This is a genomic window from Amycolatopsis sp. CA-126428 (genome assembly GCF_002904335.1).
In the GTDB taxonomy this organism is placed as follows: domain Bacteria; phylum Actinomycetota; class Actinomycetes; order Mycobacteriales; family Pseudonocardiaceae; genus Amycolatopsis.
On the sequence record NZ_PPHF01000157.1, the window covers coordinates 1 to 22,967 of the forward strand.

At 71.7% G+C, this 22,967-nt stretch carries 19 protein-coding genes; 12 read left to right on the top strand and 7 right to left on the bottom strand.

The window, feature by feature from the left end:
* Positions 1-72: 72 nt before the first annotated feature.
* Positions 73-738, bottom strand: a complete 666-nt coding sequence (locus C2L58_RS39890; RefSeq protein WP_103342803.1) for a TetR/AcrR family transcriptional regulator — start codon at positions 736-738, stop codon at positions 73-75.
* 84 nt (positions 739-822) lie between these two features.
* Between C2L58_RS39890 and C2L58_RS39895 the strand changes: the two genes are divergently transcribed.
* Positions 823-1,932: an FAD-dependent oxidoreductase gene (locus C2L58_RS39895; protein ID WP_103342804.1), complete on the top strand. Its 1,110-nt coding sequence runs from the start codon at positions 823-825 to the stop codon at positions 1,930-1,932.
* Here the strand turns inward: C2L58_RS39895 and C2L58_RS39900 are convergent, their stop codons facing one another.
* Positions 1,933-2,640, bottom strand: a complete 708-nt coding sequence (locus tag C2L58_RS39900) for a TetR/AcrR family transcriptional regulator (RefSeq protein ID WP_103342805.1) — start codon at positions 2,638-2,640, stop codon at positions 1,933-1,935. It lies immediately after the preceding gene.
* A gap of 75 nt (positions 2,641-2,715) precedes the next feature.
* On the opposite strand from C2L58_RS39900, the gene C2L58_RS39905 reads away from it, so the two are divergent.
* The 6 genes from C2L58_RS39905 (at position 2,716) to C2L58_RS39930 (ending at position 10,247) form a co-directional block, all read left to right on the top strand.
* The gene (locus tag C2L58_RS39905) at positions 2,716-3,825 is read left to right on the top strand and encodes an FAD-dependent oxidoreductase (protein ID WP_103342952.1); all 1,110 of its coding nucleotides are present in this window, start codon (positions 2,716-2,718) and stop codon (positions 3,823-3,825) included.
* Between the two features lie 360 nt (positions 3,826-4,185).
* Positions 4,186-4,812 (top strand): hypothetical protein, encoded by a 627-nt coding sequence (locus C2L58_RS39910; RefSeq protein ID WP_103342806.1) that lies wholly within the window; start codon positions 4,186-4,188, stop codon positions 4,810-4,812.
* Positions 4,796-5,977: a TRAFAC clade GTPase domain-containing protein gene (locus C2L58_RS39915; protein WP_146073770.1), complete on the top strand. Its 1,182-nt coding sequence runs from the start codon at positions 4,796-4,798 to the stop codon at positions 5,975-5,977. Before C2L58_RS39910 ends, C2L58_RS39915 begins: the two co-directional genes overlap by 17 nt.
* Positions 5,974-8,187, top strand: coding sequence for a GAP1-N2 domain-containing protein (locus C2L58_RS39920; protein WP_103342808.1), 2,214 nt, complete (start codon positions 5,974-5,976; stop codon positions 8,185-8,187). Before C2L58_RS39915 ends, C2L58_RS39920 begins: the two co-directional genes overlap by 4 nt.
* Before the next feature lie 96 nt (positions 8,188-8,283).
* Positions 8,284-9,777, top strand: a complete 1,494-nt coding sequence (gene miaB, locus C2L58_RS39925; protein WP_103342809.1) for a tRNA (N6-isopentenyl adenosine(37)-C2)-methylthiotransferase MiaB — start codon at positions 8,284-8,286, stop codon at positions 9,775-9,777.
* A complete protein-coding gene (locus tag C2L58_RS39930) occupies positions 9,774-10,247 on the top strand; it encodes an Rv2732c family membrane protein (RefSeq protein ID WP_103342810.1) in 474 nt (157 codons plus the stop codon). Before miaB ends, C2L58_RS39930 begins: the two co-directional genes overlap by 4 nt.
* Before the next feature lie 19 nt (positions 10,248-10,266).
* Here C2L58_RS39930 and C2L58_RS39935 read toward each other — a convergent pair whose 3' ends face one another.
* Both C2L58_RS39935 and C2L58_RS39940 read right to left on the bottom strand, forming a co-directional pair.
* Positions 10,267-10,713, bottom strand: a complete 447-nt coding sequence (locus C2L58_RS39935) for a hypothetical protein (RefSeq protein ID WP_103342811.1) — start codon at positions 10,711-10,713, stop codon at positions 10,267-10,269.
* 995 nt (positions 10,714-11,708) lie between these two features.
* Positions 11,709-13,022: a DUF349 domain-containing protein gene (locus C2L58_RS39940; protein WP_103342812.1), complete on the bottom strand. Its 1,314-nt coding sequence runs from the start codon at positions 13,020-13,022 to the stop codon at positions 11,709-11,711.
* A 217-nt stretch (positions 13,023-13,239) separates the two neighbouring features.
* Between C2L58_RS39940 and miaA the strand changes: the two genes are divergently transcribed.
* The gene (miaA, locus tag C2L58_RS39945) at positions 13,240-14,151 is read left to right on the top strand and encodes a tRNA (adenosine(37)-N6)-dimethylallyltransferase MiaA (protein WP_103342813.1); all 912 of its coding nucleotides are present in this window, start codon (positions 13,240-13,242) and stop codon (positions 14,149-14,151) included.
* 10 nt (positions 14,152-14,161) lie between these two features.
* On the top strand, positions 14,162-14,989 hold the full coding sequence (gene dapF / locus C2L58_RS39950) for a diaminopimelate epimerase (protein WP_103342814.1): 828 nt from the start codon (positions 14,162-14,164) through the stop codon (positions 14,987-14,989).
* A 19-nt stretch (positions 14,990-15,008) separates the two neighbouring features.
* Here dapF and valS read toward each other — a convergent pair whose 3' ends face one another.
* Complete coding sequence (gene valS, locus C2L58_RS39955; RefSeq protein ID WP_103342815.1) at positions 15,009-17,522, bottom strand: valine--tRNA ligase; 2,514 nt, start codon at positions 17,520-17,522, stop codon at positions 15,009-15,011.
* A gap of 9 nt (positions 17,523-17,531) precedes the next feature.
* Entirely contained in the window at positions 17,532-18,785 is a 1,254-nt protein-coding gene (locus C2L58_RS39960) for an MFS transporter (RefSeq protein WP_103342816.1), read from the bottom strand.
* Positions 18,786-18,849: 64 nt separating this feature from the next.
* Between C2L58_RS39960 and C2L58_RS39965 the strand changes: the two genes are divergently transcribed.
* From C2L58_RS39965 to C2L58_RS39975, 3 genes are read left to right on the top strand one after another with little or no spacing between them, the layout of a single operon-like run.
* On the top strand, positions 18,850-19,353 hold the full coding sequence (locus C2L58_RS39965; RefSeq protein ID WP_103342817.1) for an ArsR/SmtB family transcription factor: 504 nt from the start codon (positions 18,850-18,852) through the stop codon (positions 19,351-19,353).
* Positions 19,354-19,395: 42 nt separating this feature from the next.
* Positions 19,396-20,844, top strand: a complete 1,449-nt coding sequence (gene hflX / locus C2L58_RS39970; RefSeq protein WP_103342818.1) for a GTPase HflX — start codon at positions 19,396-19,398, stop codon at positions 20,842-20,844.
* Between the two features lie 53 nt (positions 20,845-20,897).
* Complete coding sequence (locus tag C2L58_RS39975; RefSeq protein ID WP_103342819.1) at positions 20,898-21,911, top strand: esterase-like activity of phytase family protein; 1,014 nt, start codon at positions 20,898-20,900, stop codon at positions 21,909-21,911.
* 73 nt (positions 21,912-21,984) lie between these two features.
* Here the strand turns inward: C2L58_RS39975 and lexA are convergent, their stop codons facing one another.
* Entirely contained in the window at positions 21,985-22,644 is a 660-nt protein-coding gene (lexA, locus tag C2L58_RS39980) for a transcriptional repressor LexA (protein WP_199191667.1), read from the bottom strand.
* Between the last annotated feature and the right edge of the window lie 323 nt (positions 22,645-22,967).

Genomic DNA, 22,967 nt, shown 5'->3' on the forward strand with positions numbered 1-22,967 from the left:
TCACCTGTCAGCACGACAGGCCATTACCGGGTCACCTCAACTCGGAACAACGTCCCCGGACATCACAGCTAGCTAGCGCAGGGAGGCGATCCCGGCCAGGAAGATGTCGACGCCCGCGAGGAACTGCTCCCGGTCGTCGTGCTCCCGGAGCTGGGTCGCCGCCCGGTGCACGAACGGGTACTCGTCCGGGTCGAGCGCCGCCCACCGGGCGGCGACCGCGCCCAGGAAGGCGTCGCGGTCGCCCTCGTCGGCGGCGAGGAGCCGGGCGTTGGCGGCGTTCTGCCCGGCGACGCCGAGGACGTAGTTGACCAGCGCGCCCGCGGCGTCGAACAACGCCTGCTCGGGCACTTGGAGCGCCTCGAGCAGCCCGCCGATGCGCTCGTAGACCTCCAGGAGCGCGGGCCGCCACGGCTCCCGGGACAGCTGGGCGCCGACCCAGGGGTGGGCGTCGATCGCGTCGAACAGGCCCAGCGACACCGTGCGCAGCGCTTCCCGCGGCTCGCCGCCGGCCACGGCGTCGCCCATGACGCGGGCGATGACGGCGTCGGTCGCCGCCGCCAGGAGGTCGCTCTTGTTGGCGACGTGGTGGTAGATCGCGCCGTAGCCGGTCGAGAGGCGGGCGGTGAGCGCGCGGAACGTCAGCGCGGCCTCGCCGCCCTCGTCCAGGATCGCGGCCGCCGCCTGCACGATCACTTCCTTGGACAGCCCGTCCGTGCGCCGCTGGGCTCGGTTCGCCATGTGCCGATCATCGCACGGTTGGAACGTCGATCCAAACTCGTGCTAGCGTGACGATTGGAACGACGATCCAATCGGAGGAAAACCATGACTGTCACGATCATCGGAGCCGGCCTCGGCGGCCTCGTCCTGGCCCGCGTCCTGCACCTGCACGGCATCCCGGTCGAGGTGCACGAGGCCGACGCCTCCCCGGCCGCCCGCCGCCAGGGCGGCATGCTCGACATCCACCCGTGGAACGGCCAGCCGGCGCTCGAGGCGGCCGGCCTGACCGAGGGATTCCGCAAGCTCGTCCTGCCGGGCCGTGAGTCTTCGCGCGTGGTCGACCGCCACGGCACCGTGCTGCTCGACCAGCCCGACGACGGCACCGGCGAACGCCCCGAAGTGCAGCGCGGCGAGCTGCGGCAGCTGCTGCTCGACTCGCTGCCACCCGGCACCGTCCACTGGGGACACAAGGTCACCGGGGTGCGGGCCCTCGGCGACGGCGGCCACGAAGTGCGCCTGGCCGACGGCACCAGCTTCGGCACGAGCCTGCTGGTGGGCGCGGACGGCGCGTGGTCGAAAGTCCGTCCGCTCGTCTCCGCGGCCACCCCGGAGTACGTCGGCGTGTCGGTCGTCGAGACGTTCCTCTTCGACGGCGACGTCCGCCATCCCGCCGCCGCGAAGGTGGTCGGCGCGGGCGCGCTCTACGCGCTGGCGCCCGGCAAGGGGTTCGTCGCGCACCGGGAAAGCGGCGGGACGCTGCACACGTACGCGCAGCTGTTCAAGCCCAAGGACTGGCTGGCCGGGGCCGACGCGGCGACCGTGACGGCGCGGGTCGCCGAGGAGTTCGCCGGCTGGGCGCCCGAGCTGACCGCGTTGATCACCGAAAGCGACACCCCGCCGGTGCTGCGCCGCCTCGCCACCCTGCCGGCCGGGCACCGCTGGGACCGCGTGCCGGGGGTGACCCTGCTCGGCGACGCGGCCCACCTGATGCCCCCGAACGGTGAAGGGGCCAACCTGGCCATGCTGGACGGTGCCGAACTCGGCCGGGCCCTGGCCGCCCACCCCGGTGACGTGGAGACGGCGCTGGCCGAGTTCGAGCGGGCGATGTTCGCGCGTGCCGCCGCGGAAGCGGAGGACGTCGACATCTACGCGATCATGTTCGGCGACGACGCCCCGCACGGCATGGTCGCCATGCTGACCGGCGCCGGGGAGTAGCTACTCGGCGGCGGTGTCCGCCCCGATGTCCGCCCCGATGCCCGCCCCGATGCCGTCGAGGAGGAAGCCGAGGCCGAGGCGGAAGGTCTCGTCGGCGTCGAGGTGGGCGGCGTCGCGGACGGCCGTCTCCAGCGCGCGGAACCGGCCGGTGGCGAACATCCGCACCAGGTAGGGCCCGTGGGTGCGCTGCCACTCCCGCTGGTCCAGCCCGCTGGTGCGCTCGGCCCGCCGCTCGGCGATTTCCCGGCGGACCGCGCCGATCACGTACGCGTCGACGGCGGCGGCCACCGGCATGACCACGTCCACGTCGACGCCGTCCAGCGCGGCCAGCACCGCCTCGCCCCGGGCCAGCGCGTTCGGGCCGAGCTGGGGCCGGCCGCCGATCAGGTCGGCGAACCACTCGTGCCGGTACGCGGCCTGCCGGGTGGCCTCGGCCACCGACGTCAGCACTTCGCGCCACCCGTCCCCGACCGGCCGGATCTCGGCGTGCACGGCGTCGACCATCAGGTCGAGCAGCTCCTCCTTCGTGTCGATGTAGCCGTACAGCCGCATCGGCCCGACGTCCAGCGCGGCGGCGATCTTGCGCAGCGACACCGCGTCCAAGCCGGCTTCGTCGGCCAGTTCGACCGCTGTCCGGACGATCAGGTCCCGGCTCAGCGGGGCCGGCGCCGGCCGGCTCGCCGGCTCCGGTCGTTCCCACACCAACATGGGCGTGACAATACATCGCCTCCCGCGATACACTGTATCGAGACGTACGGCGTATCAGAGGGGGAATCCATGACCATGACCATCGCCATCGTGGGAGCCGGCATGGGCGGCCTGGCGCTCGCCCGGGTCCTGCACGTGCACGGCATCGAGGCCGTCGTGTACGAACGTGACGCTTCGCGCGGCGCCCGCCGCCAGGGCGGCATGCTCGACATCCATTCCGGGCAGCGGGCGCTGCGCGAAGCCGGTCTGCTCGACCGGTTCTTGGCGGTCGCCCGCCGGGAGGGGCAGGACATGCGTCTCCTGGAGCCGGACGGCACCCTGCTGCTGCAGGAGGACACGCCGGACGACGCCCCGATGGCCCGCCCCGAGATCGACCGCACCGACCTGCGCAACCTGCTGTTGGACGCGCTGCCCGAGCGAACGGTCCGCTGGGGGCACGCGTTCGACCACGCCGAAGAGGGCGTCCTGCATTTCACCGACGGCACCAGCGCACGCTACGACCTGCTGGTCGGAGCCGACGGCGCGAATTCCCGGGTCCGGGGCCTGGTCACCGACGCCCGCCCGGAGCACCTCGGCCAGAACGCGGTCGAGCTCGCGATCTCCGAGATCGACCGCACCCACCCCGACCTGGCGGCCATGGTCGGCCGCGGCAACTACTGGGTGTTCGGCGACGGCAAGTCCCTGGCCGCGCAACGCAACGGCGACGGTAGCGTCCGCATCGGCATCAGTTTTTACAACACGGGCGAAGACTGGTTCGCCACAAGCGGCATCCCGTTCGACAACCCACCCGCGGCCCGCGCCCGCCTGATCGAGCTCCTGGCGGGCTGGGACCCCGGCATCACGGCCCTGATCGCCGCATCCGACGACACTTTCGTGCCCCGCTCACTGGCGACGCTCCCACCGGGCCTGACCTGGCCATCATCCCCCACAGTCACGCTGGTCGGCGACGCGGCGCACTTGATGCCCCCGGTGGGAGAGGGAGCAAACATGGCCCTCCTGGACGGCGCCCTCCTCGCCCTGTCCCTGGCAGCCCACCCGGCCGATTTCGGAGTGGCGGTGGCGGAGTACGAGAAGGAGATGTTCGAGCGAACGGAAGCGGCGGCCCGGATGTCGGCGGGAATGCAGGAGTTGCTGATGTCTTCGGATGCGAGCCGTCGGTTGCTCGAGTTCTTTCAGCCGAGGTAAGGGAGTTACGCATTTCGTCGAGGAGCCGCCCTGGGGCCTGGCGGCAAGGGGCGGTCCCGTCCCCGCTGGCGGCAGCGCGGCCGAGCCCTGGCCGACCCGGAGTGTGTGACGCAGCCCCGCCTCACTTGGCGAACGCGAGCCGCGGCTGGCTTGAGTTCTTCCAACCGCATTGAGGTTGCGCGACCACCTTTCCGGGTTCCAGTCGGCCGAGGTCGTCACTCGTTCATCCCGATGTCGTGCCACCAAGGGCGAAAATCACCGCCACCAAGAATGCGAAATAGGCTGATCGAGTGAAGGTGGTAACAGCGGTTCAAGGGGTCGCGATCCCTAGCTCGACAAAACGAGTGGAGGCGAGACTCCTTGGCCACTTTCCTGAATATCCTCCTGCATGTGATGCTACTCGGCTCGATGTTGGTCTTCATCGCTTCGAGCGTGCTGGTCACATTTCGGACGGACAACGCGTTGGAGCGCGCGATCCGGGCCAGTGCGTTGTTCTGCGGGGCCATGGTGGTGCTCGGCGCGCAGGCGGCGGGCCTCGGGTTCGCCGAATTCACCGTCAACGCCCTGTCGAACACCGATCTTGCCGGCACGCTGTCAAAGGTCGCGGGAGCCGCGGTCCCCGCCACCTTCGGGGTGGTCATGGGCCGGTATCTGAGCTATTCGGTGCGGCGTAGTGAAAACCTGGCGATCCGGGTGATGGCATTTGTCGGCACCCTGGCGGCAACGCAATTCGCGGCGATCTACGCGATTGCCGTGAAGGCGAAGGGGCTCGAGCTCGGCGCGTCCGCGATCCCGAACATCTCTTTCGTCGTCGGCATTCTTCTCTACGTGGTGCTGAAGTACGAGCCGGGAAAGCAGCCGCGGCCGGGCCGGCTCGGCGCGATGATTTCCGTCAAGCTGCGAGCGCGGCCGGTCGAGGTGGCCGAGGCGCCGCCCGGTGCTCGGCCGAGGCGGACCGAAGGGGACAGCCGTGGCCAGTCCGTCTGATCGCCGGAAGTGCCCGTACTGCGGCAAGGTCTCCATGCTGGGCGAGCTGCCGATCGTCGGGACCAACCCCTACACCATCGCTGAAGCCAAAGACGGCGTGATGCCGTCGGGGACGCCGATCCGCGGGTGGCTGGAGGCGGACCGATCGCGGTACCCGGTGCTGGCCCCGCCGCCGGGCTCCGCGTCGGCGGGCACGGTGAACTGGATGCGCAAGCACTTCTACCCGCGGGTTCTCGCGCACCCCGCCGAAGTCGCGGCCCCGGAGGACCTGCCCGCACGGCTGTGCCTCGGGTGCAACCACCCCCTGCCGGAGGGGATCGACGATCGCGAGATCTACGTGATCGCGGTCGTCGGCACCAGCAGTGCGGGCAAGTCGCACTACCTGACCAGCATGATGAACGAGGCTTACACCCGGCAAGGCCTGGTCGACCACAACTGCGTCGAGTTCCTGCCGGACGAGGCAACCGCCAAACGCTTCGACACCGACTACTTCGCGCCGGTGTTCGAAGAGAGCGCGATGCTCGACACGACCTACCCCGGCGAAGCTGTCCCGTTGGTCTTCCAGGTCACCTACGAGGGGCAGAAGCCCTGCCTGCTGCTCTTCCACGACGTCTCGGGCGAGGTGCTCGTCGATCGGGCCGGCCGCGCCCACGCGGCGTCGTTCGTGCGGCGGGCGGACGGCGTGATCTTCCTCGTGGACCCGATGTCCTTCCCGCGGGTGCGCAGCGCGATGAAGCACCTTCCGGACGCCGCGGTACGGCAGCCGAACCAGGCGAACCTGCTCGCGGCGTACGTGTCCGACCTCGCCGAGGAGGCGCGGGCGCGAGTTCCCATCGCGGTGACACTGTCCAAATCTGACGTCCTGGCGACCGCGCTCGGGCGCGAAGACCTGGTCTTCGCCCGGCATCGCGCCGCCGGCTGGGCCGGGTGGAACGCCGAAATGGACCAGATCGGCCGGCAGGTCCGCGAGGTGCTGACCGAGCTCGGTGCACACGACCTCCTCTCCGCCACCAGGCGAATGGCGAAGGTGTCCTACAACGCCGTCAGCGCACTCGGCCGGACCCCGAGGCCGGACGGGACGCTCGACGGGCCTCCCGACCCCATCCGGTGCCTGGAGCCCCTGGTCAACGTCCTCGATCACCTCTCTCCGATCGTCGGCTCATGACGGATGCGCAGCTCGAGCAGCTCTGGTTCACCTGGGCCCGGCACGGCACCGAGAACAGGCTCGGGTTCCAGGTGGTGGCCGCGACCCCGGCGCTGCTCGACAAGACGAACCGCCGCCGGAGCGAGGCACTCGAACTCTGCCGGTATCGAGCCCCCACCGGCGCCCGCGATCGAGGCGAAGCTCCGGTCTCCTTCGGCTGGACCGACCGTGACGACACGAGGTACGTCTTCCACAAGGTCTACACCGGCACCGACGCCTTCGGCAGGCCCGGCAACTTCGCCGCCCACATCGTCGCCGGGCCCCGGACGATGCTGCCTGCCCGCGAGCTGCTCGGCCGCTTCCGCTCGCCCTGGTGGTGGACCGGAGCTGCCGCACCGGACCAGGTACTGCCGAAAGTCACGCTTTCCGGGATCGAGCCGGGAAGCCTCGACCTCGCGGAAACGCCCGAACTCCTGGCAGCCGCGCTTTTCTCGGCGCGCCGGGGGCGGCCGGTGGCGATCAGGCAATCGCCGGACGTGGCGGTCGCGATCGTGGCGGCACTGGCCGAACGGGTGCCGTGGCTCGCCGACGACATCTCGTTCTCCAGCTACGAGTCACGGGATACCGCGGCCCGGTTCGAGATCGTCGGGATGGACCCGGCCAGTCAGCCGCCGCCCGCGTCGCTCGTCTTCGGCTCGCCGCACCGTGACACCGATGCGGCGGAGGCGGCGCGGATCGTCGTGTCGCCGGCGCGGGTCGATCAGGCCGCGACCTCGATCGGACGGTCGGTCGTGCCGGATGCCGGTCGCGGCGTGGATTTCGGTGCGCTCGCCGATTCGGTGCTCGCCTTCCACAGCCTGCTGGTGGACGGCGACATCGACCGAGCGAAGCTGCGTACGGCGTTGGCGTCGGCGCCGGGGATCACCCAGCTTGCCCGTGTCGAGCGCGGTGTGACCGCTTTGGCGCGCGCCGTCGTCGCCGGGGAGGCGCTGCATTGGCCGGCTCTCGGCCAGGCGTGTGCCGCCGGTTGCGCGGGGAAGCTGGGCGACGAGGTGGTCACCGAAATCCTCGCCGGTCAGGACACCCGCGCTCTCGCGTCGACGCTCCAGCGGCTCGAGACCGAACTACCGGCGCTGGTGCCCGCTGTCTGCGTTGCGCTGTGCCGCAAATGGGCCGCCCGGCAAGCGTCGATGAAGCTGGACGCGCCCGGCGCGGTCGCCGTGCTGAAGGGGCTGCCCGATCCCGATACCTGCGACGACGAAGTGCTGACCGGGCTCGCGGCCGAGGCCGCTCGCGATCCGCTGCTCAGCCTGAACGGGACCGGTCTCGGCCGCGCCGTTCGCGGCCGGATCCTCGCGCAGGTGCTGCGCCGGACCACCCCGGTGATCGACCTGGGGGCACTGGTGAGCGCCGAGCCCGAGCTCGGCCAGGCGGCGGCACCGCACCTGCGCCGGGTGGAGCCGTTGCGCGAGCTGCTCGGTGCGATCGACGTCGAGGCGGTGCCGGCCTTCGCCACCGGTGTTCTGCAAGAGCTCGAGCCGGATGCCGGCTACGAGTTCTTGGCCTCCTACGCGGATCGCTTGGGCAACGGGGAACGCCTGACGCTGCTCGCGAGCTGCCTGCCGGGTGACGGCCGGCGGAGCCCCAGGTGGTCGGACGTCGTGCGGGCGGCGCTGGAAGGCGTGATCGATGAAGCGATGTCGGCCCCGCGGTTCCGCAACCCCCTCACGAAGCAGGTGTGCGACCTCGTGGAGGCGACCCCCTGCGGGCCGGTGGGCGAGGTGCTGTCCCGCCGTCACCCGAGTACTCCGAACCCGCTGTCCGCTGAATTGCAGCTGACCCTGCTGCTCGGCGGTTCCCCTTCGCAAGCCGAGCTCTCGGCCCTGGCGGATCGGCTGGCCCTGACGCTGCCGCCCGAGTTCGTGGCGAGCGCGCTCGTGGCTGCGGCCCACCGCCAGCTCAGGGCGGGGCCCGCTGCGGCCCGGGTGCTCGTGCACCTCGCCCGGATGATCGCCGCCGGACGGCTCACCACCCGCCACCACCGCCTGCGCGGCCGCCTGGACCGCGACGCCCGGGACTTGGCCCGATCGTGCGGGCCAACCGAGCTGGCGGCCGGCGGCATCGAGGTGGCCCGGCTCGATGGGGCGGCCGCGGCTTGGTGGCACCGGCTGACCAAGCCGAAACGTCGCTGGCCCATCGTGCTGTCCTCGCCTGTGACGGACGGGCGGTGAAGCTCCCGGCCTGCGGCCGGCCCGCGGCGCGGTGCCCGGCAACGGTCGGGCGGGTGGGAGGTGTCGCTGGTCAGGCGAGGGTTACCCTGAACGACGATGACCGAGAACCAGGCACCCAGGGCGTACCAGATCCGCACCTTCGGCTGCCAGATGAACGTGCACGACTCCGAGCGGCTCGCCGGGCAGCTCGAGGACGCCGGCTACGTTCCGGCCACCGCCGGGGCCAAGCCGGACCTGATCGTGTTCAACACCTGTGCCGTCCGGGAGAACGCGGACAACAAGCTGTACGGCACCCTCGGGCACCTGCGCCCCGACAAGGTCGCGAATCCCGACCTGCAGATCGCCGTCGGCGGCTGTCTCGCGCAGAAGGACCGCGGGGAGATCGTCAAGCGGGCGCCGTGGGTCGACGTCGTGTTCGGCACCCACAACATCGGGGCGCTGCCCACGCTGCTCGAGCGGGCCCGGCACAACGCCGAGGCCGAGGTCGAGATCCTCGAATCGCTCGAGACCTTCCCCTCGACGCTGCCCGCGCGCCGCGAATCGTCCTACGCGAGCTGGGTGTCCGTTTCGGTCGGCTGCAACAACACCTGCACCTTCTGCATCGTGCCCGCCCTGCGCGGCAAGGAACGCGACCGGCGCCCCGGCGAAATCCTCGCCGAGGTCGAGGCGCTCGTCGCCGAGGGCGTGCTCGAGGTCACCCTGCTCGGCCAGAACGTCAACTCCTACGGCGTCGAATTCGGTGACCGGCTGGCGTTCGGCAAGCTGCTGCGCGCGTGCGGCACCGTCGACGGCCTCGAGCGCGTCCGGTTCACCTCGCCGCACCCGGCCGCCTTCACCTCCGACGTCATCGACGCCATGGCGTCGACCCCGAACGTCTGCCACCAGCTGCACATGCCGCTGCAGTCCGGGTCCGACCGGGTGCTGCGCGAGATGAAGCGGTCCTACCGCTCGGCGCGCTTCCTGAACATCCTCGACGAGGTCCGCGCGGCCATGCCGGACGCGGCGATCACCACCGACATCATCGTCGGCTTCCCGGGCGAGACCGAGGAGGACTTCCAGGCCACCTTGGACGTCGTCGCGCAGGCCCGCTTCTCCAGCGCGTTCACCTTCCAGTACTCGAAGCGCCCGGGCACGCCGGCCGCGACGATGGACGGCCAGCTGCCGAAGGAGGTCGTGCAGGAGCGCTACGAACGCCTGGTCGAGCTGCAGAACGCGATCTCGTGGGAAGAGAACAAGAAGATCGTCGGCCGCCGCGTCGAGCTGCTCGTCGCCGCGGGCGAGGGCCGCAAGGACGCCGAGACGCACCGGATGAGCGGCCGCGCCCGCGACGGGCGGCTGGTGCACTTCACCCCGGCCGGCGCCCACGTCGACCGCGCTGTCCGTCCCGGCGACGTCGTCGAGACGGTCGTCACCTACGGCGCACCGCACCACCTGGTGGCCGACGGCGACCTGCTGTCCCACCGGCGCACGCGCGCCGGCGACAACGCGGAGGCCGGGCTCCGGCCGAAGACGAGCGGCGTCACGCTGGGCCTGCCGGGCTTCGGTGCCCCGGCCGCCCAGCCCGAACCGGTGAGTGGGTGTGCGCTGTGACCGAGTCCCGTGGCAACGGCGAGCTGGCCGAGCTGGCGGCCGAGATCGACGAAGCGGGCAAGCGCGCGTCCCGCACGGTGGAGCTGGGCCGCCGCGGGTTCACCATCGCGGTGTTCGCGTTCGTGCTGCTGATCTGCCTGATCCTGCCGTGGGTGGGCGACCACGCGGGCTGGCAGGTCCTGGCCGGCGAGGGCGGCGGCATCCCCCAGCTGTTCGCGGCGACGTCGACGGGCGTGGGAATCCTGGGCTCGGCACTGGCCCTGGTGACGCGGCGCTGGTGGCTGGCCTGGGTCTGCGCGGCGGGCGGCTGGTTCGCCTCGGTGGACGGGCTGCTGGCAATCTGGTCCCAGCAGTCATCCCACGCCCCGGGCTCCGCGGGTGGCGGCCCGGGTCTCGGCATGGTGATCGCCTGGATCGCGATGATCTGCCTGGCGGTCCAGTGGATGCGCACGGCGTTTTCCCGATCTTGAGCACCGGCGGGGACCGGGTTCAGCCGACGCGCAGGGTGAGGGTGCTCGCCGAGTACGCGGCGGCGTAGAGGGTCGTCTCGGGGTGGTAGAGCCGCAGCGAGACGGTGGCGCTCAGGCTGAAGCTGAGGTCGAAGCGGAAGCCGCCATTCGGCCGGCAGGTGGTGTCGGCGATGTTCACCCAGGCGCCGGCCTGCAGCTGCTGCACGATGACGGTTTCTACGGACTGTTCGGAGCGGGCGGCGTCGAGCACCTGCAGATTGCCCTTGAGGTCGACCTTCTCGTTGACCTTGACGTGGTCCTTGCCGAGCTTCCCCTCGACCTTCACCTTCCCCTTGCCGGCTTCGACGCCGGAGGAGTGCGGAGCGGCCCCGGCCGGGACGGCGAGCGCGGGGGAGAGCCCACCGAGGGCGACGCTGATCACCAGCGCGGAGAGGATGCGGCTGGTGTTGCGGGATGTCCTGGTCATGATCGAAGTGCAGCACCGGGCGGGCCGGAAAGCGCGCGGTAACCCCCGGTCGGGGCGGTGACCGAACCCCTTCGGGTGGGCCGGGTTGCACAACGGTCGGCCCCGTACGGCTCTGTGTGGCTCGGTCTGATCTGGTTTGGCGTGGTTCGGCCTGGACAGGGGAGGCGCGGCCCGGTTTGGCCCTGGCGAGACTTGGCGCGGTTGGGCCCGGCCACGCTCGGCTTGGCGACGCCTTGCCTGGCCTGACGAGGCTGGGCGCGGTCGGCTTGGCTCGCCCGGCGTAGCGCGGATCGGCTCCGCCTGGCTTGGCCCGACTCCGCCTGGCTTGGCCTGGCTTGGCCTGGCTCGCCCGGCCCGGCCCGGCCCGGCCCGGCCCGGCTTGCCCGGCCCGGCTTGCCTTGGCTCGCGTGGCGTGGCTCAGCGGGCCTGACCTAGCGAGATCCGGCTCGGCGCGGTCCGGTCCGGCGCGGCCCGGCCCTGCTTGGCGCGGTTCGGCTTGACATGGCCTGGCTCGCGCGGCCCGGCTCCGCTCCGCCCGGCTTGGCCCGGCCCGGCGTGGCGCGCCTCGGCATGGCTCGCCCGGCCTGGCCCGGTTCGGCTTGGCTCGCCCGGCCTGGCTCGGTTCGGCTTGGCTCGCCCGGCGTGGCTCGGCCCGCCGGGGCCTGACCTGGCGAAACCCGGCTAAGCGCGGCCCGGCGGCACGGCCCGCCCTCCCTGGGGGCTGCCCCCGCTTCCAGCGTATCGGCGGCCACCGTCAGAACCGCCCGGAAACGCGCCTGAGCGGCTGCCTTGTCCACAACACGACGACCCTGTGGGCAAACCGCAAAAGGCCCTCCCCACCAGCCACAACAGCCGGTAAGAAGGGCCTCCGCGAAAAACCGACCTCAGCTGATCGCGAACTTCAGCGATTCGTACCGCCGCCTCCGCGGCTGGCGAACCACACCGGCCCGCGAACCTCAGCGATCAACACCCACAAACCTCAAAACCCACAAACCTCACCGGTCCGCAACAGCCGCCTCGGCGGCCTGCAGCCACTCGCGCCACTGAGCCGCCTGCTCATCCGCCTTCTTGGCCCGCCGCTCATCCCCGGCCGCCCGGGCCTTCGCCGCCTGGGACTCGTACTGCTCCACGCGCTCGCGGAACTGGGCCGCGCGGGCCTGCGCCTCCGGGTCCGTCTTCCGCCAGCGCGAATCCTCCGCCGACTTGACCGCGTCCTGGACCGCCTTCAACCGGCCGTCCAGCTCGCGGATGCGCTCGCGGGGGACCTTGCCGATCTCGTCCCACTGCTCCTGGATGCGGCGCAGCGCGTTCTTCGCCGCCTCCAGGTTGGCCGCCGCGTCGATCTTCTCCGCCTCGACCAGGAGCTCTTCCTTGCGGGCCGCGTTCTGCGTGAACTCCGCGTCGCGCTCGGAGAACACCGAGGACCGGCGGGCGAAGAACTTGTCCTGGGCCGCGCGGAAGCGCTGCCACAGTGCCTCGTCGCTGTCCTTCGGCGCCCGGCCGGCCGCCTTCCACTCGGTCATCAGGTCCTTGTAGCGACCCGCCGTCTCGCCCCAGTCCTCGGACTCGCTGATGGCCTCGGCTTCGGCGATCAGCTCTTCCTTGCGCTGCTTGGCCGACGCGCGCTGCTTGTCCAGCTCGGCGAAGTGGGACCCGCGGCGGCGGTTGAACGCTTCGCGGGCCTTCGAGAACCGCTTCCACAGCTCGTCGTCGGTCTTGCGGTCGACGCCCTTGACCGTCTTCCACTCGTCCAGGATCGTGCGCAGCCGGTCGCCCGCCGCCTTCCACTGGGTGGAGTCGGCCGCGATCTTCTCGGCCTCCTCGGCGAGCTCCTGCTTGCGGGCGATCGCCGCGGCACGGGCCTCCTCGCGCTCCGCCTTCGCGCTGGCCAGCGCCTTCTCGGCGTGGGCGATGACGTACTCCAGCCGGGCGGCGAGCGCGGCCAGGTCGCCGACCACGGCGGCCTCGGGCAGCCCGTCCCGGATCTGGGTGGCACTCGACAGCGCGTGCTTCGGATCGCCGGCCCCGGAGATCAGCCGGGTCTCCAGCAGCTCGACCTCGGTGCGCAGGTCGTCGAAGCGGCGTGCGTAGTGCACGAGGCCCTCGTCGGGGGTGCCTGCCTGCCAGACGCCGACGGCGCGCTCGCCCTCGGCGGTGACGACGTAGACCGTGCCCTCGTCGTCGATCCGGCCCCAGGTCGACGGGGTGGGTTCGGCGGGCGGCACGGGCGGGGCGGCGTGCCCGGCGTGCAGCGCGTGCGGCACCGGGTGCGGGGCCGGGGTACCGGTGGAAGTGTTCTCCTGGGCCATCGCAGGCTCCTTATCGCCTGTACGCCCGCGGTTGCGGGCGCCCCGCCGCGAAGCGGGGCCGGGTAATGCGGTCGTCACGGGCCGTGCTCGGATGCTACGGCCCCACGCGGCATTCAAGCAGCTCAGCGCGCACCGTGGTACTGGATGGGCCACCTGAAGCTCGTGATCCTACTTCCGGTGGACGCTCTCGATCGGCCCGCAGGTATCGTCAGCCGCCGTGAACAGCCCCGCCGTCCCGGTCGCGGTGGTCGGGCCGACGGCCACCGGGAAGACCGCGCTGGCCGTGGACCTGGCCCGCGCGCTCGGCGGCGAGGTCGTCAACGCCGACGCGATGCAGCTCTACCGGGGCATGGACATCGGCACCGCCAAGGCCACCGAAGCCGAGCGCCGCGGCGTCCCCCACCACCTGCTCGACGTCCTGGACGTGACCGAGACGGCGTCCGTCGCGGCCTACCAGCGGCACGCGCGGGCCGAGATCGAGCGGCTGCTGGCCGGCGGCCGGGTCCCGGTGCTGGCCGGCGGGTCCGGCCTCTACGTCCAGGCCGTGCTCGACGACCTGCGCTTCCCGGGTACCGACCCGGCCGTCCGGGCCCGGCTCGACGCGGAAGCCGAGCAGCTCGGCACGCCCGCGTTGTACACCCGGCTGGGTGAGCGCGATCCGGTGGCCGCCGCCAAGATCCTGCCGACCAACACGCGCCGGATCGTGCGCGCCCTCGAGGTCATCGAGATCACCGGCGAACCGTTCTCGGCGAACCTGCCCGCGCCGGGGCCCGCCCGCTACGGCACGGTCGTGATCGGTGTCGACCGGGCGCCCGAGGAGCTCGACGAGCGCGTCAACGAGCGCGTGGCGCGGATGTTCGCCGCCGGCCTGGTCGACGAAGTGCGCGAGCTCGAGAAGCGGGGCCTGCGCGAGGGGAAGACGGCGGCGCGGGCGCTCGGCTACCAGCAGGTGCTCGCCGAACTGGACGGCGAAGGCGACTTCGAGGCGGCCGCCGCGGCGACGGCACAGGCCACCCGGCGCTTCGTCCGCAAGCAACGTTCCTGGTTCCGGCGCGACCAGCGGATCCACTGGTTCGACGGCGCCGATTCCGGGCTGGCCGCGCGCGTCCTGGATACCCTGGCCCGGTAATCTTGCCCCTATGGGCGGTATCGAGTTCCTCAAGGGGCACGGCACACAGAACGACTTCGTGCTGCTCCCCGACCCGGCGGGCCGCCTCGAGCTGACCGAGGCCAGGGTCGCCGCGTTGTGCGATCGCCGGCGCGGCCTCGGGGCCGACGGCGTGCTGCGCGTCGTGCGCGCCGCCGAGCTCGGCGAGCCGTCCGCGGGCGAGTGGTTCATGGATTACCGCAACGCCGACGGGTCGATCGCGGAGATGTGCGGCAACGGTGTGCGCGTGTTCGCCCGCTACCTGGTCGAAGCGGGCCTGGCCGCCGAGGGCGAGTTCGTCGTCGGCACCCGCGCGGGCGACCGCCCGGTGGTGGTGCACCCGGACCGCTCGGTGACCGTCCACATGGGACCGGCGACGATCACCGGGACGTCGGTCACGGTGGTGGCCGGCCGCCCGTTCTCCGGCGTGGCGGTCGACGTCGGCAACCCGCACCTGGTGTCGCTGCTCGACGACGACGTGGCCGGGCTCGACCTGCGTGAACAACCCGACTTCGACCACGACGTGTTCCCCCACGGCGTGAACCTCGAGTTCATCAACTGCCTCGGCGAAGGCGCGCTGCGGATGCGCGTGCACGAGCGCGGGGTGGGCGAGACGCGGGCGTGCGGCACGGGCACGGTCGCCGCGGTGGCGGCCGCGTTCCACCTGGCGGGCACCGACACCGGCGCGTCCACAGTGGACATCCCGGGTGGCCGCGTCGAGGTGACGGTGTCCCGCGGCGCGTCGACGCTGTCCGGGCCCGCCGAGATCGTGGCGCGCGGCGAGCTCGACGAAGCCTGGTGGGCCGCCGCCGGTTCGTGACCGGGGCGGCCCACCCCCGTCAGACCTTGGCCTCGACCGCGAAGTCGCCTTCGCGCGTCTCCAACGACGAGATCGCACCCGCGGTGCGGATGTCCGGCTCGATGGCCGTGAACCGCGCCAGCACCTCGGCCGGTCCGGTCACGGTGAGCGTCTCGACCGCGGACCGCATCGACACCTTCGCGTCCGTCTTCGCCCGGCGGACGGCCGCGATCACCGCGCCGGCCAGCGGAAGCAGCTCCGGGTCACCGTCGGACGCCGCCACCGGAGGCCACTCGGCCCGGTGCACCGACCCCGCCTGCCACCACGACCAGACCTCCTCGGTCGCGAACGGCAGGAACGGCGCGAACAGCCGCAGCAGGGCCGAGAGCGCCGTCACGAGCGCCGCGCGCGCGGACTGGGCCGCGTCGGGACCGCGGTCCCCGTACGCGCGGCCCTTCACCAGCTCGACGTAGTCGTCGCAGAACGTCCAGAAGAACGTCTCGGTCACCTGCAGCGCCCGCGCGTAGTCCAGCGCCTCCAGCGCCGCCGTCGCCTGCTCGGTGACGACGGCGAGCGACGCCAGCAGCGCCCGGTCCAGCGGCTCGGTGGCGACCGCGCCGGGCATCGGCACGCCGAGACCCAGCACGAAGCGGCTCGCGTTGAGCAGCTTCGTCGCCAGCCGCCGCCCGACCTTCATCTGGCCTTCGTCCACCGCCGTGTCGACGCCGGGCCGCGCGCTCGTCGCCCAGTAGCGGACCGCGTCCGAGCCGAACCGCTCCAGCAGGTCCACCGGGGTGGTCGCGTTGCCCTTGGACTTCGACATCTTCTTGCGGTCGGGGTCGAGCACCCAGCCCGCGATCGACGCCGCCCGCCACGGCAGCACGCCGTGCTCCAGCTCCGCGCGCACCGCCGTCGCGAACAGCCAGGTGCGGATGATCTCGTGCGCCTGCGGCCGCAGGTCCATCGGGAACACCCGGGAGAACAGGTCGTCGTCGAGGCTCCACCGGCCGACGATCTGCGGCGTCAGCGACGACGTCGCCCAGGTGTCCATCACGTCCGGATCGGCCACGAACCCGCCCGGCACCCCACGCTGTTCCGGCGTGAACCCCGGCGGCACGTCGCTGCTCGGGTCCACCGGCAGGGTGTCCGGCAGCAGGCGCGCGTCGTAGTCCGGCTCGCCGTGCGCGTCGAGCCGGTACCACAGCGGGATCGGCACGCCGAAGAACCGCTGCCGGCTGATCAGCCAGTCGCCGGCCAGGTTCTCCACCCACGACGAGTACCGGACGCGCATGTGCTTCGGCACCCAGTTCAGCTCTTCGCCGCGGGCGAGCATCTTCTCCCGGAAGGCGGGGTCGTTCCCGCCGTTGCGCAGGTACCACTGCCGGCTGGCGACGATCTCCAGGGGCTTGTCGCCCTTCTCGTAGAACTTCACCGAGTGCGTGATCGGCCGCGGTTCCCCGCGCAGGGCCCCGGCTTCGCGCAGCAGGCGGACCATGATCTCGCGTCCCGTGTGGACGGTCTTGCCCACCAGCGGCGCGTACGCCTCCGCGGGCACCCCGGAAGGCGCGTCCGGCAGGAAGCGGCCGTCGCGGCCCAGCACCACCCGCGTCGCCAGCCGCAGCTCGCGCCACCACGTGACGTCGGTGGTGTCGCCGAAGGTGCACACCATCGCGATCCCGCGGCCCTTCTCGGGATCCGCAAGGTGGTGCGCCACGACGGGCACCTCGACGCCGAACACCGGCGTCCGCACGGTCTTCCCGAAGAGCGGCTTGAACCGTTCGTCATCGGGGTGCGCCACCAGGGCGACGCAGGCGGGCAGCAGCTCCGGCCGGGTCGTCGCGATCACGACGTCGGCGCCGTCCGGCCCGGTGAACGCCAGGTCGTGGAACGCGCCCGGGCGTTCGCGGTCCTCCAGCTCGGCCTGGGCGACGGCGGTGCGGAACGACACGTCCCAGAGCGTCGGGGCTTCGGCCTGGTAGGCCTCGCCGCGCTCGAGGTTGCGCAGGAACGCGCGCTGCGAGATCAGCCGCGAGTCGTGCCCGATCGTCTGGTAGGTCATCGTCCAGTCGACCGAGAGCCCGAGCTGCCGCCACAGCTGCTCGAAGATCTGCTCGTCCGTCACGGTCAGGGATTCGCACAGCTCGACGAAGTTCCGGCGCGAGATCGCCACGACGTCCTTGCCCGGCTTCTCCGGCGGCCGGAACTCCGGGTCGTAGGGCAGCGACGGCTCGCAGCGGACGCCGAAGTGGTTCTGCACCCGGCGTTCGGTCGGCAGGCCGTTGTCGTCCCAGCCCATCGGGTAGAAGACCGCGAGCCCGCGCATCCGCTTGAACCGCGCGAGGACGTCGGTCTGGGTGAAGGAGAACACGTGCCCGATGTGCAGCGACCCGCTGACCGTCGGCGGGGGAGTGTCGATCGAGTAGACCTCGTCCCGGGTCTTCGTCCGGTCGAAGCGGTAGGCACCCGTGGATTCCCATACGGGTACCCACTTGGCCTCCAGACCGTCGACACCGACCTTGTCCGGGACTCTCGGGTGCTCGTATGGGGTACTCATGAACCAACTCTAGGCGGCGCCGGAACCGCTTTTCGCCTCGGTCGGCAGGTCGCGCATGTGCCGCAAGGGCGAGCACACCACCCACAACGCCGAGGCGACCTCGCCGGCGACCGCCACCCACATCGCGCCGCGCAGCCCCAGTCCTTCGCCGAGCGCGCCGCCGAGCAGGCCGCCCAGCGGCAGCGTGCCCCAGACGATGAACCGCACGCTCGCGTTCATCCGGCCGAGCAGCCGGTCCGGGCAGATCGCCTGCCGGTAAGAAACCTGCGCGACGTTGTAGACGATGATCCCGAACCCGCCGGCGACGAGGCCGAACCCGGCGAGACCCAGCCGCCAGTCCGGCGCGGCGAGCGGGATCAGCAGGTGGCCGGGCCAGGTGAACAGCGGGACCAGCCAGATCGCGCGCGCCTGGCCGAGCCGCCGGGTGACCGCGGCCGAGCAGAGCGCGCCGAGGATCCCGCCCGCGCCGCCGACCGCCAGCAGCACGCCGACCGCGGCCGGCGGCAGCCCGACCGTTCGCGTCAGGAACAGCACCTGCACGGCGGCGAACGCGCCGCCGAAGAAGTTGGCCGTCGCCGTCGTGCCCACGATCGCCCGCAGCGGCTTGTCGGAGAAGACGAACCGCAGGCCTTCGGTGATCTGCGGCAGCAGCCGGGCGCGGCCGTCGCGCTCCGGCGCCGGTTCCCGCGTGCGGATGCGCAGCAGGCACAGCGCCGACGTCAGGAAGCCGAGGCTGGTGACCAGCACGGTGCTGGCCGCGTTCACCAGCTGGACCAGCACGCCGGCGGCGCTCGGCCCGGCGATCTGCGCGGTCGACTGGACGGCCTGCAGCTTCGTGTTGCCTTCCATGAGGTGCGCCCGCCCGACGAGGGAGGGCAGGTACGACTGGTACGCGATGTCGAAGAACACCGTCGCGATGCCCACGAACAGCACGACGACCAGCAGCTGAACGAGCGTGAGCACCCCGGCCCACCAGCTGACCGGCACGCTCAGCAGCAGCGCGAAGCGGATGAAGTCGGCGGTGAGCATGACCCGGCGGCGGCGCAGCCGGTCCACCCAGACCCCGGCGGGCAACCCGATCAGCAGGAAAGCGAGTGTCTCGGCTGCGGTCAGCAGGCCCATTTGGAACGGTGTCGCGGCCAGCGTGACGGCCGCCAGCAGTGGAACGGCCGTGTTGCCGACGAACACGCCGAACTGACTGGCCGTGTCGCCGGCGAAGAGCCGTCTGAAGTCGGCGTGGCGGAAGAGTGACCCCCGGTGCATGGTCCCCGAGTGTGCCGTGAGTGATTGGAAAGTGTCAATCACTGTTCGCTCTAGGCTGTACGCCGTGCTCCCTGCGAAACGACGTGCCGCGACCGAAGCCGAGGCGGCCGCGCTGGCCTCCGGAATACGGCTGCGCATCATCCGGTTGACCTTCTCGGAGGCGCTGACGAACAAGGAGCTCGCGCAGCGGCTGGGCCGGGATCCGGCGACGACGCTGCACCACGTGCGCAAACTCGTCGAGACCGGCTTCCTCGCCGCGCAGCCGCCGCGCCGCGGGGCCCGGGGCGCCCGGGAAATTCCGTATCTTTCGACGGGGCTTTCGTGGACACTCGACTCATGCGGTGACAAGGGCGTGGAACAGGCGGTTCTCGAGGCCTATCTGGCCGAGATCGCCGAGACCGGATTCGAGGGCGTGCACCAGTCGCGCCTGGTCGTCCAGGTGGCCCCCGAGGAGCGGGCGGAGCTGGAAACGCGGCTCAACGCCCTGCTCGAGGAGTTCCGCGCGCGCCCCCGCCGTCCCGGCGCCGAGCGCACCGCGGTCTACCTCGCCACCTATCCCAGCACGTAAAAGTTCGGTTCCCGCGGCGAATCGTGGGAACATGGAGGCACGATGACAGAACTGACACACACCGAAGACCACGACGACGACCTGTACGACGGCGACCCGTCCACAGGCGAAATGGAGCTCGAGGACCGGGCGTCGCTGCGCCGGGTCAGGGGACTGTCCACGGAGCTGGACGACGTCACCGAGGTCGAGTACCGGCAACTGCGGCTCGAGCGCGTCGTGCTGGTCGGCGTGTGGACCGAGGGCACGGCCCTGCAGTCCGAGGCGTCGCTGGCCGAGCTGGCGCGCCTGGCCGAGACGGCGGGCTCGGAGGTCCTCGAGGGCCTCATCCAGCGGCGGACCAAGCCGGACCCGGCCACCTACATCGGCTCGGGCAAGGTGCGGGAGCTGCGGGACATCGTCGGCTCCACCGGCGCCGACACCGTGATCTGCGACGGCGAGCTCTCGCCGGGCCAGCTGCGGCAGCTCGAGGAGAAGGTCAAGGTCAAGGTGATCGACCGGACCGCCCTGATCCTCGACATCTTCGCCCAGCACGCCCGGTCCAAGGAGGGCAAGGCGCAGGTCGAGCTGGCCCAGCTGCAGTACCTGATCCCGCGGTTGCGCGGGTGGGGTGCGTCGCTGTCCCGGCAGGCCGGTGGCCGGGCCGGTGGCGCGAACGGCGGCGTGGGCCTGCGCGGTCCCGGTGAGACCAAGCTCGAGACGGACCGGCGGCGGATCAACAAGCGCGTGGCGAAGCTGCGCCGGGAGATCGCGGCCATGGACACCATCCGCGAGACCAAGCGCGGGCGGCGGCTGGCCAACGAGGTGCCCAGCGTGGCGATCGTCGGCTACACCAACGCCGGCAAGTCGAGCCTGCTCAACGCGCTGACCGGGGCCGGGGTGCTGGTGGAGGACGCGCTGTTCGCCACCCTCGACCCGACCACCCGGCGCGCGCAGACGCCGGACGGCCGCGGCTACACGCTGACCGACACCGTCGGGTTCGTGCGGCACCTGCCGCACCAGCTGGTGGACGCGTTCCGCTCGACGCTGGAGGAAGCCGCCGACGCGGACCTGCTCGTGCACGTGGTGGACGGGTCCGACCCGGCGCCCGAGGAGCAGGTCAGCGCGGTGCGCGAGGTGCTCGGCGAGATCACCCGCAAGCGCAAGGAGCCGCTCCCGCCGGAGCTGCTGGTGATCAACAAGACCGACGCGTCCGACGAGGTCAGCCTTGCCCGCCTGCGGCACGCGCTGGCCGGGTCGGTCCAGGTCTCGGCCCGGACCGGAGCGGGCATCCCGGAGCTCGTCGAGGTGATCGCCGACCGCCTGCCGCGGCCGGAGGTCACGGTCGACGTCCTGGTGCCGTACTCGCGCGGCGAACTGGTCGCGCGGGCGCACGCGGACGGCGAGGTCCTCGAAGAGGAGCACGCCGAGGACGGCACGCGCCTGCTGGTGCGGGTCCGCCCGGACCTCGCGGCGGCTTTGCGCGAGTTCGAGACCAACTCGACCAGGGCCTGACACGTCTCCGTAGTGTGCGATCCAGAGGGGTCGCACACTACGGAGGTGGCTGGGTGCGCTGGGTGGTCGCGTTTGCGGCGGTTTCGCTGGGTCTGCTGAGCGGGCCCGTCCCGGCTTCCGCGGCTCCGGAGCCGCTGTGCACGATGAAGGACTCCCGGATCGGCGAGCTGTCCGGCCTGGTCTCCGACGGCAAGCAGTTGTGGGCGATCAACGACGGCGGCAGCAAGGTCCAGGTGTTCGTGCTGGGCCGGGACTGCAAGGTCCAGAAGGTCCTCACGGAGAAGACCGACCCGTTCGACGTCGAGGACCTGGCCCGCACCCCCGACGGGACGCTGTGGCTGTCGGACACCGGCGACAACCAGAAGGGCCGGCTGACCGTCGCCCTCCTGGAGATGAGCCCGCAGGGCAAGGTCACGCTGCACCGGCTCACCTACCCCGACGGCCAGCACGACACCGAAGCGCTGATCATGGACAAGGCGGGCATGCCGTACCTGATCACCAAGGACGTCCTCGGCGAGGCCCGCGTGTACCGGCCTTCGGGACCGCTGGCGAGCCCGGGCCCGACCAACCTGGAGAAGGTCGGCACGGTCAAGATCGCCACCACGGACACCCAGGGCGGCCCGGTGGGCTCAATCGGCTCGGTCCTGGTGACGGGCGGCGCTTCGATGGCCGATGGCAGCGTCATCGCGTTGCGGACCTACACGGACGCGTACGTGTACGCGGCCCCGGACGGCGACGTGCTCGCGGCGCTCCAGCGCAATCCGGTGCGGATCCCGCTGCCGGGGGAGAAGCAGGGCGAGGCGATCGCGTTCGACCCGGACGGGACGTTGATCTCCGGCAGCGAAGGTGTGGGCCAGCCCCTCCGCACGGTGCGGGGCGCGGCGGCATCGGCCGCGCAGTCCGTCGCACCGGCGGAGGGGACGACCTCGACCGGCGCCGGCGCCTCAGCCGGCTCGGCGGAGGACGGGGCCGGGCTCCCCATCCTGCCTGCCGCCGGGATCACGGTCGCGGTGGTCGGTCTCGGCTGGTTCGGCTTCAGCAAGCTGCGCCGCCGGGCCCGCCGCTGACCTTCGGCTCCCCACGGCCGAAGATCATCCGATCCGGTGAATCTCCCGAGCCGTGCGAAAGCCCGGGCGCTCCCTAGAGGCGTCGCAGGACCGCGACGACCTTGCCGAGCACCGTGGCGTCGTCACCGGGGATCGGCTCGTACGCCTCGTTGTGCGGCATCAGCCAGATGTGGCCGTTCTTGCGCTTGAACGTCTTGACCGTGGCCTCGCCGTCGATCATCGCCGCGACGATCTCGCCGTTGTCCGCCTCCGGCTGCTGGCGGACGACGACCCAGTCGCCGTCGGTGATGGCCGCGTCGATCATCGAGTCACCGGTGACCTTCAGCAGGAACAGCTCGCCCTCGCCGACGATCTCCCGCGGCAGCGGGAAGACGTCCTCGATGGCCTGCTCGGCCAGCACCGGGCCACCGGCGGCGATCCGGCCGACCAGCGGCACGTACGCCGCCTTCGGCATGACCGGCTGCTGGTCCATCTCGATGCCCATGGGGTTGTCGTCGGTCGCCGACAGGACGCCGACCGCGCGCGGGCGGTTCGCGTCCCGGCGCAGGTAGCCCTTGCGCTGCAGGGCGCGCAGCTGGTGCGAGACCGACGACGTCGAGGTCAGCCCGACCGCCTCGCCGATTTCGCGGACGCTCGGCGGGTAGCCGAACCGGCTCACCCACGAGCGGATCACGTCGAGCACCTGCTGCTGGCGGACGGTGAGGGTCTCGTCCACGTCGTACACCTCGGGCATGGTGTGCACCTTGCCCGAGCCGCCGGGGGACCCACTGGTCCTGCCCGCCTTGTTCTCCTTCGCCACTGCGTCGCCTCCCAGACGTTCGCTGCACGTTTCTGCGCGCCGGCCGCCGCCCGCGGGGTGCGGGCAGCCTCGCCGGGCGGCATCTGCCCGGCAGATGCCCTGGTCACCGACGTTAGCCCCCGGGCACGGCGATTTCAAACATCTGTTCGATCGACACGCCGTGTCCGCTCGATTTTGTCGGTGGCAGGTGGTAGACCTTCGCACGGGCGTTCGATAGAACGCCTGTTCGACCTTGATCCACGGGCCGCTGCGGCCCG